The 12,967-nt window shown below is 49.6% G+C and carries 10 protein-coding genes; 2 read left to right on the top strand and 8 right to left on the bottom strand.

What is annotated here, in order from left to right; translation table 11 throughout:
- Positions 1 to 120 precede the first annotated feature (120 nt).
- Complete coding sequence (locus tag ABD892_RS26215; RefSeq protein WP_345199322.1) at positions 121 to 1,254, bottom strand: M20 family metallopeptidase; 1,134 nt, start codon at positions 1,252 to 1,254, stop codon at positions 121 to 123.
- A 164-nt stretch (positions 1,255 to 1,418) separates the two neighbouring features.
- Positions 1,419 to 2,696 (bottom strand): dicarboxylate/amino acid:cation symporter, encoded by a 1,278-nt coding sequence (locus ABD892_RS26210; protein ID WP_345199321.1) that lies wholly within the window; start codon positions 2,694 to 2,696, stop codon positions 1,419 to 1,421.
- A 164-nt stretch (positions 2,697 to 2,860) separates the two neighbouring features.
- Here ABD892_RS26210 and ABD892_RS26205 point away from each other — a divergent pair, with 164 nt between their 5' ends.
- Positions 2,861 to 3,640: an alpha/beta fold hydrolase gene (locus ABD892_RS26205; RefSeq protein ID WP_345199320.1), complete on the top strand. Its 780-nt coding sequence runs from the start codon at positions 2,861 to 2,863 to the stop codon at positions 3,638 to 3,640.
- A gap of 64 nt (positions 3,641 to 3,704) precedes the next feature.
- On the opposite strand, the gene ABD892_RS26200 is transcribed toward ABD892_RS26205, so the two are convergent.
- From ABD892_RS26200 to thiC, 5 genes are all read right to left on the bottom strand, one after another.
- Entirely contained in the window at positions 3,705 to 3,947 is a 243-nt protein-coding gene (locus tag ABD892_RS26200; protein WP_345199318.1) for a hypothetical protein, read from the bottom strand.
- A gap of 448 nt (positions 3,948 to 4,395) precedes the next feature.
- The gene (locus tag ABD892_RS26195) at positions 4,396 to 6,318 is read right to left on the bottom strand and encodes a hypothetical protein (protein WP_345199317.1); all 1,923 of its coding nucleotides are present in this window, start codon (positions 6,316 to 6,318) and stop codon (positions 4,396 to 4,398) included.
- Positions 6,319 to 6,805: 487 nt separating this feature from the next.
- Positions 6,806 to 7,543, bottom strand: a complete 738-nt coding sequence (gene cpdA / locus ABD892_RS26190) for a 3',5'-cyclic-AMP phosphodiesterase (protein ID WP_345199316.1) — start codon at positions 7,541 to 7,543, stop codon at positions 6,806 to 6,808.
- A gap of 111 nt (positions 7,544 to 7,654) precedes the next feature.
- Positions 7,655 to 8,113 carry a DUF1249 domain-containing protein gene (locus tag ABD892_RS26185; RefSeq protein WP_345199315.1) on the bottom strand — a complete coding sequence of 153 codons (459 nt, stop codon included), beginning with the start codon at positions 8,111 to 8,113 and terminating at the stop codon, positions 7,655 to 7,657.
- A gap of 198 nt (positions 8,114 to 8,311) precedes the next feature.
- Complete coding sequence (gene thiC, locus ABD892_RS26180; protein WP_345199314.1) at positions 8,312 to 10,189, bottom strand: phosphomethylpyrimidine synthase ThiC; 1,878 nt, start codon at positions 10,187 to 10,189, stop codon at positions 8,312 to 8,314.
- 280 nt (positions 10,190 to 10,469) lie between these two features.
- Between thiC and ABD892_RS26175 the strand changes: the two genes are divergently transcribed.
- Entirely contained in the window at positions 10,470 to 11,873 is a 1,404-nt protein-coding gene (locus ABD892_RS26175) for a TolC family outer membrane protein (RefSeq protein ID WP_345199313.1), read from the top strand.
- A gap of 76 nt (positions 11,874 to 11,949) precedes the next feature.
- Here ABD892_RS26175 and ABD892_RS26170 read toward each other — a convergent pair whose 3' ends face one another.
- The gene (locus tag ABD892_RS26170) at positions 11,950 to 12,855 is read right to left on the bottom strand and encodes a hypothetical protein (protein WP_345199312.1); all 906 of its coding nucleotides are present in this window, start codon (positions 12,853 to 12,855) and stop codon (positions 11,950 to 11,952) included.
- Positions 12,856 to 12,967: the final 112 nt, after the last annotated feature.

Below are 12,967 nucleotides of genomic sequence, written 5' to 3'. Positions count from 1 at the left end.
TGGTTATGAAAATAAGCTGTTTTTTTACAGTGTTATCTAGTCAGCTTAGCAACAGGAAAGGGTATTCGTCATGGTTCGCCGACACATAAAGGGCATGTTGCCGGCGAAATCAGAGGCAGATTAGTCGGCCAGTCGCGTCAGAACGCGCTGCAGGAGTCGGATGCGGGGCTCAATGGAGTCCAGTACCAGGAACTCCTTGTCACTGTGCATGGCACCACCAATGGGACCCAGACCGTCCAGGGACGGAATACCCAGGGCTGCCGTAAAGTTGGCGTCACTGCCACCGCCGACGGCCTGCCAGGTGATGTCGATATTTTCTTCACGACCGCAGGCTTCTACCAGTGCCATCAGGGCTTCAGTCTGCTCGCTGGGCACCATGGCCGGTTTGTGAGCCGTACGAACCTTTTCGATACGAATGCCTTGCAGGAACGGATTTTCCGCCAGTTCGTGCAGACGGAAATCAATCTGTTCGTAATCCGCGTTATTCCAGAAACGGATATCAAGGCAGGCCTTGGCATGCTCGGGGACAACATTGCCCGCACTGCCGCCGGAGACAACGCCGAAGTTCAGGGTGGTGCCGTTTTCAAAGTTGGTCAGTTTGTTGAGTTCAACAATCCACTGGGCCATTTCGGTGATGGCGGAAATGCCTTTTTCGGGCTCGTTGCCGGCATGGGCGGCACGACCGTGGAATTCGATGTCGTACACGGCCAGACCTTTACGGGCCTTGACCAGTGAGCCATCCGTACGGGCTGCTTCGCAAACGAGAACCTGTTTGCTTTTCTTCGCCATGGATTCAATGAAATTCTGGGAATAGATGCTACCGATTTCCTCGTCACAGTTCATGGCAACGCAGATCGCCAGTTTGTCGGTCATGGTCTGTGGCAGATGCTTTAAGGCGTAGAACGCATTGAGCAGACCGGATTTCATATCGGCAACACCGGGACCGTAAGCCTGACCTTCACGGACAGACATGGGACGTTCAGCCACGGTGCCCTTGGGGAAGACGGTATCCATATGGCCGACCAGCAACACATCATATTCGGTGGCTTCCGGCTTGTTGGTCACGCTCAGGCAGGGGCCTGCCCGGTCATCGACGTGATGACGGGTGACATGCCAGCCAATGCTCTCGTAGTGGGCCGTCATCAGGTCAGCAATGGCTGCAACGCCTTCCGGGGTGCAGGTGCCGCAATCCACATTGATCAGGGGCTCAAGATCAGAAAGATAAGCATCCAGACTGAATTCAAAGGTACTCATACGAGGTCAATCACTCATGGCGAGGGCAGAACGATTCTGCGTTACAGAAAACTGCAAGAGGCTAAAGGACTGGGGAAAACGAATACTGACGTGGATCAAGAAAGCGTCTGCGTCGCGTCGAATCTGTGGGCCTGAATCGACGCGACGCAGTCGTATAGTGGTGATCAGGACGGTGTCGTTTCGACGAATTTCCTGGTGCCGTTATAGAGTTCGGTATCGAGTTCACCCTCACTCTTGGCCACCAGGGTGGTGACCATCAAGTCGCCACTGACGTTCACCATGGTACGTGCCATGTCCAGCAGACGGTCGATACCGGCGATCAACGCAACACCTTCCATAGGCAGACCGACAGTTGTCAGTACCAGTGTCAGCATGATCAGACCCGCACCCGGAACACCGGCGGTACCGATGGATGCCAAAGTGGCGGTCGCAATGATAGTGGCATAGTCACCCGGCGTTAGCGGAACGCCAAACGCCTGCGCCACGAATAGTGCAGTGACACCCTGATACAGCGCGGTGCCATCCATGTTGATGGTCGCACCCAGTGGCAGAATGAAGCTGGATGTGCCCCGGGAGGCGCCCAGTCGCTGGCTGCAGCGCAGGCTGACGGGCAGGCTGCCTGCACTGCTGGAGGTGGTGAAGGCAATGGCCTGAGCGTCGACGATACCACTGAAGAAACGCATGGGATTCAGGCGTCCGATCAGTGCAATCACGGCGCCGTAGAAACCGTAGACATGTAACAGGCAGCCAATATAAACGGCAGCGATCACCTTAATGAGCGGCAACAGGACATCCATGCCGTAGGCGCCTGAAACCCAGGCCATCAGACCAAACACACCGTATGGCGCAAATACCATGACCAGGCCGGTCAGTTTATACATGGCTTCTGCCAGGCTGGTGAAAATCGCGATAGCCGGTTTACCGTGATCACCAATCAGATTCAGTGAAATACCCAGTGCGAGGGCAAAGACAATGATCTGCAGGATATTGCCAGTGGCCATCGCCTTAACCGGATTGTTGGGAATAATGGAGACCAGTGTATTGACAAGGCTTGGAGCTTCCTTAACCGCTTCCTGCTCTTTGGCAATGAGGTTCATGCCTTCGCCGGGCGCCAGGAAGTGACCGAGTGCAAGACCGATGGAAATCGCAATGGCGGTGGTCAGCAAATAAAAGACAATGGACTTAAGTCCGAGACGTCCCATTTTGCCGGTATCCTGCATCGAGGTGACGCCGACAATCAGTGAACAGAAGACCAGGGGCACTATTAACATCTTGATAGCGTTGACGAAAATCGTACCAATGGGTTTCAGTACGATGGCATCAGGCCCGATAATTCCCCCTGTTATGATGCCTATCACCATGCCGGCCAGGATTTTCTGCCACAGTGGCAGGCGGTTCCATAGACGCCATGGGTTCATACCCGATGTGGAGCTGGTACTCATCGTTCTTCTCCAAATGGTTGGTTCTCTGAAGCTCCTAACGGATAACCGGAAGGGACATTTTTCCATAACACCGGGATTTGGAGTTTAGTGAGTGGGGTTTGCTGGTAATATAAGTACTTTTCCCGTCCAATACTGTTTGTCGCTATCAACAACTGTACGTCCTGATGCCTGTAAAACTTTTTGCTAAAACCAGCGGTGCCGGTAAACCGGTGATTCTTATTCATGGTCTGTTCGGTGCAGGCGACAACCTCGGGGTTGTTGCAAGAGCACTGGCAAGTGACTACTGCGTTCATTTGCTGGACTTAAGGAATCATGGCGCTTCACCACATACCGATGTGATGGATTACCCTTCCATGGCTGCTGATGTGTTGGCCTATATGGACGACAATGGTCTTGATAAATCGGTCCTGCTGGGACACTCCATGGGCGGCAAGGTGGCGATGCAGCTTGCATTGGACGCGCCAGAACGCGTGACAGGGTTGATTGTTGCGGATATTGCACCGGTTGAATATCCAGCTTGGCATACCGATGTTTTTAAAGGAATGTTTGCGGTCGCTGAACACGAGATTCATCAGCGCAAAGAAGCCGATCAAATACTGGCGGGGCATGTGGCTGAGTCCGGTGTTCGTCAGTTTCTGTTGCGTAATCTCGTAAGAACACCAGAAGAGCGTTATGTATGGCGTGTGAATCTCACAGGTATTCACGGCAGTTATCAGAATATTCGCTTAGCACCCACCGGCGATATGCCCTATGAGGGGCCGGTATTATTCGTGAAGGGAGAGTGTTCGGATTACATCGATAGTGCACATCAAAAACAAGTGTTGTTACTGTTTCCAGCGAGCCAGTTAAAAGTGATTGGGGGAGCCGGCCACTGGTTGCATGCGGAAAAACCTGAATTGTTTAACCGGATCGTGAGTCGTTTTTTGTCAGGGCTCAACAGTTGAACCAACAAAGTGAGTAAAAAAGCGGGATAAGGATTATTCCCGCTTTGATAGATACAGAGTGGAATCAGTGTTGATACCAGTCATCGTCATCCTCATCAAAGAAATCAAGGTCATCGTCTTCCAGCTCGTCACCGAGTTCTTCCCTTAATTTCTTTTTCTCAAAGTATTTTTCAATACCTTTGTGAATGCTTTTGGATCGCTTGCGTTTTGAGCGTTGTTCTTCGGATTTACGCTTTTTCAGTTCCTGGCCATCCGTCCAGCCAAGTGCCTCATTGTCTTCTTCATCCAAGGGCCTGGATCGTCCCATGACTACGTCCTTTCCTTACAGCTACTATTTCCACTTTAGGCAATATTCTGGCGGGAAAGTTCCACGGCGTAATACGGTTTTCGCATATCCGGAAGAGGGCTTATTGTGGCGCTCTATGTTAGCTAAGAGGGGGAGTCGATACCACCTTTCAGAGCAGTCTGAGGGACGTCGCCCCTAGGCAAAAGGTAAATATTGCTCGAGAAGCTGACTTCGGGGTAGCGGGTAAGCTCCCGATAGTCTAATGCAGGGTGTTAGCTGCAAAGTTGGGGGGGACGGAAGAGGTCGTAATACCACTAACACGTTGATAGTGCATGGGATAAGCAATCTGAACAATAACATGGCGATTATTCGGCAGGTATTAGGTGTAAGGAGTTATATTTTCACATCTTAAAGTTATTAGCGAACTGACTCTAATTGGTATCTGTTGGACTTTTGCTTGGATTCAGCATCATTCATTAAACTTTGTAATGAATAGTTGTCTGGTTTTTTCCATCAAAAACATAGCCTGCATTTTTCTTTGGTGCGCAATATCTTGCCGTTTGGTTTCGTATCTTTTCTTTAAGAATTCTGCGGAGGGTTCCAGTATGAACTGTTTTTTCGCTTCTTTGATTGTTGCCGGATCTAGTTTAACTACCCAATATGGTTTGGGTTTGAAAGGGTGTTTGGCTACATGTCTTGTTACTCCATGTTTATCTTGAAATTTTAAAACCGGAAGCTCTAGTGCGCCGTTATCATCACAGTAACCATGTGCTTTGTATTCTGTGTGCTCTAGGTTAATGCCATCTGTTAGATGCTCTTCTGAAAAGCTTTTTGGATTTCCGATGATTTTGTTATCACCATCTAATCGATGTATGGAAATGTCATAGCTATTTTGATCATTACTATGAGTCGGCATAACGGTAACAGATTCGATAGAAGAAGGGTTTTTGAATAAAAAATAATTGTCAGTAACCTGAAGGATTACAGGTAGCTTAAAGTATTTCTGGAAGTATTCTTTGAAACTTAAACCTCGAGTTGTTTCTCGATCATCTTCACTCATAGATTGCAATACGGCTGTTTCAAAATCCTTTAAAACACGTACGTCAAGTATGGGTGTATGTTGACCGCAGTGTATTTTAACTACGGTCGGTTGTTCTGCTTTACTGGCATACCTGTCTGCAACAGGCCTTTCATTACTAACATAGATTCCATTGCCATAGACTTGTAGTTTGCGGTTGATACGTTTGTTTTTAAAAGGTAGTTTACCTTTGAGCAAATTTCTTTGATGTTTTCTTTCTCCGTGTGCTTCACCTCCTCTATAGAAAGGAATAGCTGGGTTCCAGTAAGTAGGGGGGGCTGTTTTTTGCAAATAAATACGCATAACTTTATCAAAACACTCTATTTGACGTTGATGATCAATATAGGAGTCAAATTCCATCAGTTTTGAAAGTGTGTGCCCATTGCCTACTAGGGTATTTTCTCCGATCACTCCTCTTGCGTGATCTTTAATTGCAGTATATGTAATGTCTATTCCTTTATCTGTGATGTCGTGTACAAGCTCTGATAGAGTGTGTTGAAACTCTTGTTGGCTAATGCTATCGATGCTTCGATTTTGATGCTTGAATTTGTTGGCGAGGCACTGTGCTAACTTTTCAGGCATTGCATCTGCAAATAATAGTTCTTCATCTTTTAGCGTTGTTTCCCATTCTTCTAAATCATCTTCATCAATAAAGTCATTTCTTTGCGACTCTATTTCAGTATGGTCTGCTGCGATTTCACCCAAAGAAAACACCTCATCGGGTGTTAAGGCTATATTTTGATGCGTGAATGGTACTCTTATATTACTATCTGAAACAAATTTACCACCATGATTACTGGTTTCGGGAACAGGCGGAATATAAGCTTTTCTACTCTGCAGAGGGTGCTGGTCTTGTGTGACACTTGTTGCTGGTGTGACTATGGGTGTCGAAGCATTTCCAGCAATATCTGCATCGTCATGTCCCTTTTTGCCCAGCCCCATGAAGAAGTCTGAAGTGGGTATAGTCGTTGAATTGTTGTTGTTACCCGGGCTGGCGGGAGGTACGACGGTAGGTCGTGTGGATGTCTTGGGCTCGGGATAACTCGTCTCTGGTGTTGCTGCTGGTTGTATAGGTGTGATCCTTCTCTCAATGATTCTTCTTTGAATGATAGTTCGTCCGAGAATTGTGTTATTCCCACAGCGGCGATGGTGCTCCTGTATCTCTGATAGTTCTACGGTGCGGCCAAAACAAAAACTACATAGCGCCTTCCATAACTTTGATGGGCGTGAACCTTCTTTTCTATTTAGTTCAAAAGACGATGCGTCGAGAAAGCGTAATTTGTAGCGGTTAGATGGGAGGTTAGTCAATGACATTTTCACTTCTCCATGTCACTTATGGTTTGACTTTGTTTTTTTATGAGTGATGGCTGCCGGTCACCCTCATCAAAGAAATCAAGAACGTCATTTTCCAGCTTGTCACTCAGCTCTTTTCTTAATTTCTTTTTTCAACGAATTTTTTCAATATGATTGTGGTTGCTCTCGGCTCACTTGCGCTTTGAGCATTGCAACTCGGGTTGGTGCTTTTTCAGTTCCAGACGGTCGGCTTAACCATGTGCTCCATTAGTTTTCTTTATCCCAAGACTTGGATCGTCCCATGATGACGCCCTTTTCTTACAACTCCTATTTCCACTTTAGGCAATATTCTGGCGGGAAAGTTCCAGGGCGTAATGCAGTTTTCGCATATAAGTGAGAGGGTTTATTGTGCAGATCTATAATGAGGCAGGTGCTGTTACCCCTTTGGTCGCTAATACCCCGTTTCAGAACGATCTGGCAGGAATGTTCCTGGGGCTAGGCGGTAAATCTAGCTAGAGAAGCAGCCATCAGACTCGAGGATGATTTCTCGATAGCCTGGTTGTCGGGTGTCGGCTGCAAAATCAGGGCTGGCCGGAAGGAATTGGACACACGTTGAGGGGGTTCCCAGCACCGTGACGCCGTTTGCCTGAACTTCAGCAGCCTGATGAGTATGGCCATGAATCAGCAGTTTGACCTGTGGGGACGTGGTCAGTAATTCCAACAGGTGTCGCCCATTTCTGAGGTTTATCGCGTCCATCCATTCGCTACCGACCGGTAAGGGGTGATGATGGGTGACGATCAGCGTGGGTCGATCAGGGGAGGCTGACAGGGCCGCAGACAGCCTGGTCAGTTCGCCGTTAACCAGTTCGCCGTGGATGGCGCCGGTGATCTGGCTGTGTAGGAGCAGCACCTGCCAGTCACCCAGTTGTACCGCTTGAGGGAAGTTGGCGGCAAAAGGCGTTTGGGCCAGTCGCTCAGGCTCGTCATGATTGCCGTACAGCCACACAAAGGGGATACCGAGTGTTTCCAGTGCATGCTGGCAGAAGGCATAAGAGGCGATTGAATCATCCTGAGAGATATCACCGGTCACCAAGACCAGATCAGCGTCTGCGCTGTGCGTTTTGACCAACGCCAGCACGGCATTGAGACTGTCGCGGGTATTGATCCCAAGCAAGGTGCCATCCGCATCACCAAACAGGTGACAGTCAGTTATTTGGACGATTTTGCTGACGCCGTGCCTGCCCAATCCTCACTCTCCATTCAGGCGTGAATCGTATCGTTACGGGAAGGAAGATTACCCGAAATAATAAGCAGAATCTGTTAATTTCTTGGCAGTACTGAAGAAGAATTTTCAGGGTTATTGCTCAATCGTTTCGAAGAGGTAACCGTTGTTGAGACAGTGTTCCAGCCAATCGGCCAGGAACAGGTTGAGTTGCTCCTTTTCGTCGGGATGGTACATCAGCGCGTTGGGGTAGTTGTAGCGGGGTTTGAAGTCACGCTGGCGCTGGGAACTGATGACTTCGGCCATGCGGACATCGTGGTAAAGGCGCACCTGCATTTTCTGGCAGGGCAGCCAGTTGAACCGGTTGTCTTGTGTAATGTCGATGACGGTGGTGTAACGGCTGCGACTGGTGATCTGAAAATGGACAGAACAGGTTTGCCCGTGGAAAGAAAAACCAATCATCCACTCATCCGAAGCATTCCCGGCGATCAGCTTCATCAATCGAACATAGTTCATCTCGCACAGCACATGCTGTCTCACCAGATTCACCTGGTAAGGTTTGCGGCGGTGTGAAAGCTGACCTATGGTTGCCAATCTGATTACGCTCCTGTGTCCTTGGTTGTCCAATTTACGCTGCACGAATAATGTCTTTTTCAGGTCAAGTATAGTCAGGTGAAACTATCACTTTTGGATTGAAATAAAACACGGCTGTGCTAATTACAGGGGTTTTTGATTCTGTCAAATTCAAAAAGTTTTTGGAAATTTGACAGAATCAATGGCAAAAAAGGTTTTTTACGCTTTGCTGTACAACTCGCTGCCTGAGGCTCGGAAGGCTTCCGCTTGCTCCTTCATTCCGGAATCCAGCGCTTTGCTGACGTCAAGATTGTTCTGGGCGGCATAGTCCCGTACTTCATGGGTGATTTTCATGGAACAGAATTTCGGGCCACACATGGAACAAAAGTGCGCGACCTTGGCACCTTCCTGCGGCAAGGTCTGATCGTGGAATTCGCGGGCGCGATCCGGATCCAGCCCCAGGTTGAACTGGTCTTCCCAGCGGAATTCGAACCGGGCCTTGGACAGTGCATCATCGCGTACCTGTGCCCCGGGATGACCTTTTGCGAGGTCGGCCGCGTGAGCAGCAATCTTGTAGGTAATCAGGCCTTCTTTGACATCGTCTTTATCCGGCAAGCCCAGATGTTCCTTGGGGGTGACATAGCACAGCATTGCGCAGCCAAACCAGCCGATCATCGCGGCACCGATACCTGACGTGAAATGGTCATAACCCGGTGCAATATCGGTTGTCAGCGGACCCAGTGTGTAGAAGGGGGCTTCGTCACACTCTGCCAGCTGTTTTTCCATGTTGACCTTGATCATGTGCATGGGGACATGGCCGGGGCCTTCGATCATGGTTTGAACATCATGCTTCCAGGCAATTTTGGTTAACTCACCCAATGTTTCCAGCTCTGCAAACTGGGCTTCATCATTGGCGTCGTTAATTGAGCCTGGACGTAGTCCATCCCCCAGAGAAAAGGCGACATCATAGGCTTTCATGATCTCGCAGATTTCTTCGAAATGGGTATACAGGAAGTTTTCCTGATGATGCGCCAGGCACCATTTGGCCATGATCGCACCACCGCGGGAGACAATGCCGGTCAGGCGTTTGGCGGTCATGGGAACATAACGCAACAGGACACCGGCATGAATGGTAAAGTAATCGACTCCCTGTTCGGCCTGTTCAATAAGGGTATCCCTGAATATCTCCCACGTCAGAGCCTCGGCGACGCCATTCACTTTTTCCAGCGCCTGATAAATCGGGACAGTGCCAATAGGGACCGGCGAGTTGCGCAGTATCCATTCACGGGTTTGATGGATGTTTTCCCCTGTCGATAAATCCATGACGTTATCCGCGCCCCAGCGGGAAGCCCAGGTCATTTTTTCCACTTCTTCTTCGATGGAAGAGGTGACGGCAGAGTTACCGATATTTGCGTTAATTTTCACGAGGAAGTTACGGCCGATGATCATCGGTTCACTTTCCGGATGATTGATGTTGTTCGGGATGATGGCACGACCACGGGCAATCTCATCGCGCACAAATTCCGGCGTAATTACGGAAGGAATGCTGGCCCCGAAATCTTGGCCGGGGTGTTGGCTGTCGAGAAGCCCCTGTTCCCGCAATGCTTCCAGTTTCATGTTTTCACGGATGGCGACAAACTCCATCTCCGGCGTGATGATACCCTTACGGGCGTAATGAAGTTGGGTGACATTGCGACCGGGCAGGGCTCGGCGTGGCGTGCGTATCAGACCAAACTGCAGGTGTGACAGTCTTGGGTCTTGCAGGCTGCGGTTGGCGTATTCGGATGTGAAGGCAGCCAGCTGCTCAGTGTCTTCCCGTTCCTCTATCCAATGTTTACGCAGGTGGGCGAGCCCCTTGCGAATATCGATTTCGACATCCGGGTCGGTATAGGGCCCGGAAGTATCGTAAACCAGCACCGGGTCATTTTTCTCACTGCCGGATTCTGTCACGGTGTCTGACAGGCTGATCTCCCGCACCGGTACGCGGATATCGGGCCGGCTGCCGGTCAGGTACACTTTCCGTGAGTTGGGGAAGGGTTGTACGGCCTGCTGGTCGGCCTGGGCGGACTCGCTGAGGAAACGCGGAAGATCACTCATTATGTCAGTTATCCCGGGGTGGTGGTTACGTTCTTGTAGTAATCTAACAGGCTGGTTTATTCATATTTTCCGATGTTGTCAACCTATGGTGCCAGCTACATAGCCACCGTCCGAGTGATGTGAACATTTTTTACAGGTTCCGCAGATATCTGTGGCGCATATCTGTTAACATCCACGCTTTTATCACTGTATGCACGCGCTGACCGGCTTGAAGCACAAAGCGTAGTTCAAATCGTGTTGGGCAGGTTAAAGCACCTGTGGAGAGTAAAGGAAACAGGTAATGGTATCGAAGCGCTTTTTATCCCTCCTGAGTGGTACGTTGCTGACATGCGCAATGACCGTTCAGGCAGAGCAGCCCATGGATCTGCTCGAAATTTATGATCTTGCGTTAAAGAATGACGCCCAGCTGGCGGCGGCCCGTGCGTCTTGGAAAGCCAGCACGGAAGTGGTACCGCAGGGGCGTGCAGCATTGCTGCCGAATATTTCCATGTCTGCCAATACGGCAGATAACCGATCTTCCCAGCTGGTTTCTACCCCCCTTTCCAATGTGGGTGGAGCCGGTGACCGGACCAATAACTGGAATTCCCATGGCTGGTCCGCCACCCTGCGTCAGCCGTTGTTCAACCTGGAATCCTGGTTTAACTTTGAGCGCGCTGAAGCACTGAGCGAGCAGGCGCGGATCCAGTTCAGCGTTGAGCAGCAGAACCTGATCATGCGGGTGTCTGAAGCGTACTTCAACGTGCTGCGTGCCCAGGACAACCTGGCCACTGCAAAAGCCGAAGAAAAAGCGGTTAAGCGACAGCTGGACCAGACCCGCCAGCGCTTTGAAGTCGGCCTGATCGCCGAGACCGACGTGTATGAAGCCAAGGCGGCTTATGACGCGGCCCGCGTTACCCGCATCCAGGGTACCAATGATGTGGAAGTAGCACTGGAAAACCTGACTACCATAACGAATGTCGGCGTACCGGCGATTGCCCAGATGGATAAGCGGATGCCAGTCAATACCCCGGTTCCTGCTATTGCGCAAGAGTGGGTGAATACTGCCATCGCCCAGAACCTGACGCTGGAAGCCGCGCGTAAGGGCGTGAATGTGGCCGAAGAGCAGCTGCGTGTCAGTAAGTCTGGTCATGCGCCGACGCTGAACGCTGTGGCCACCTATAGCCATATCAATGACCCGTCCACTGCGAATGCCACACTGGGCTGGAACGGCAAGAGCAACAATACCGTTTACGGCCTGGAACTGAGCATGCCGATCTTCTCCGGCGGTGCGACCAGCTCCAAGGTGCGTGAGTCCGGTTACCGTCTGGAAGAATCCCAGCAGACTGTGGACCTGACACTGCGTCAGACCACCACGAATGCCCGTAACCTGTATCGTACGGTGAATACTGATGTGGATCGCATTGAAGCTCGTTGCCAGGGTATCGTTTCAGCGCGTAGCGCGTTGAAAGCGACGGAAAGTGGTTATGAGGTTGGTACCCGGAATATTGTGGATGTATTGAATGCTCAGCAAGTGCTGTATTCCGCACAGCGTGATTATTTCAATGCGCGGTATGACTTCATCATCAACACCCTGAAGTTGAAGCAGACTGCCGGCACCCTGAGCCCGGAAGACCTGCAGGCGCTTAACGAGTGGATGACTGGTAATCCGGAAGAGGGCATGACTGTGCCGGTTTGTACTGGATAACCTTTACTGGAAAACTTAAATATAAAAAAACCTGCCAGATGTTATGGCAGGTTTTTTTATCACTATGAAAATTCCATTATATTTCCTCTGTGTCACTTTTTGATTCTTCAGATTCTGAAATACCCTCTAGGGTTTGCTCCCTATTACTTTCTTCGATTTCAAAAGGGGAGAGCCCGTCGGGTGAGCTGCTGCCGTTTCTTTCATTATCGCTACCCATCGGAGAAAGTCTTGGAGAAGGTGTTAATGATTCATCATAAGCAAACACTTTCATCTGTTTTCTTTGAAAGCTTGCTTTGGGTAAGGGTGCTGCTGCCTCGGTTAATAATTCAGATGGTTCATGGTCAGGAGATTTACTCCCTTCATGCTTAGGTTCATCGAGGATGCGTTCATGGCTAGTGGCTGGGTTTTTTCGTGTTTTAGCCTCGATGGTACCCATCGAAGTTTCTTTGTCAGCTGAATGTGAATCTCCTGATGATTCTGTTTCGCTGCTAAACTCAGGAAACAACGACAGTGATGAGGGGAAGCCCAGCTTAGATTTGCTCTCTGCGCCATAAGAATCAACCTTAGATTTTTTTCTTTTGGAATATGCAGCATTCAAATCCAGACTTGGTGCTCGTTCTTGTAGATTTAGGACTGGAGCACGAAGTGAATATTTACCTAAAAAATTTGGGGATATTGTGTTTCGGAAGTGTATAAGACCCGTATCGTAGGGGTAATAAATTTCAGGGTCGCTATGAGCAGATGAAGGCGCTTCTGTTGATGTCATTTCCTCTACACGTCGTACTGAAGGATATAGAGAATGCTTTTCCTCTGGTGTTAAAAATTCAGCTTGCTTGAGGCTCTTAGTTTTTTTTCTCGGGTGCCGTAATTGTGGTGCGCTGCCAGAGCTTGTCATACTTATATCTTCCCAGGCTTGAGTGATGGCAGGATCACTACTGACTCTCAATAGATTCAGGGGCTTTTTAGGAAAAGCTGCTTCCAAATCCTCATTCAACTTTTGGCGAATGGCAGTGCCCCCTGTGCCAGCATAGTTGTCGCCTCTTCTGAAATTTCCAACTTAAACAGGGGGTGGTCAGTGAGTAATCAATGACCCG

The organism is Kistimonas scapharcae (genome assembly GCF_039540975.1).
In the GTDB taxonomy this organism is placed as follows: domain Bacteria; phylum Pseudomonadota; class Gammaproteobacteria; order Pseudomonadales; family Endozoicomonadaceae; genus Kistimonas; species Kistimonas scapharcae.
The sequence above is the reverse complement of the archived record's forward strand: the minus strand, read 5'-3'. Positions and strand labels throughout refer to the sequence as shown.

What these genes read in the sequence shown, in the direction of transcription:
- ABD892_RS26215 (WP_345199322.1), bottom strand. Translation starts at nt 1,254, where the DNA reads ATGAGTACCTTTGAATTCAGTCTGGATGCTTATCTTTCTGATCTTGAG.
- ABD892_RS26210 (WP_345199321.1), bottom strand. Translation starts at nt 2,696, where the DNA reads ATGAGTACCAGCTCCACATCGGGTATGAACCCATGGCGTCTATGGAAC.
- ABD892_RS26205 (WP_345199320.1), top strand. Translation starts at nt 2,861, where the DNA reads ATGCCTGTAAAACTTTTTGCTAAAACCAGCGGTGCCGGTAAACCGGTG.
- ABD892_RS26200 (WP_345199318.1), bottom strand. Translation starts at nt 3,947, where the DNA reads ATGGGACGATCCAGGCCCTTGGATGAAGAAGACAATGAGGCACTTGGC.
- ABD892_RS26195 (WP_345199317.1), bottom strand. Translation starts at nt 6,318, where the DNA reads ATGTCATTGACTAACCTCCCATCTAACCGCTACAAATTACGCTTTCTC.
- thiC (WP_345199314.1), bottom strand. Translation starts at nt 10,189, where the DNA reads ATGAGTGATCTTCCGCGTTTCCTCAGCGAGTCCGCCCAGGCCGACCAG.
- ABD892_RS26175 (WP_345199313.1), top strand. Translation starts at nt 10,470, where the DNA reads ATGGTATCGAAGCGCTTTTTATCCCTCCTGAGTGGTACGTTGCTGACA.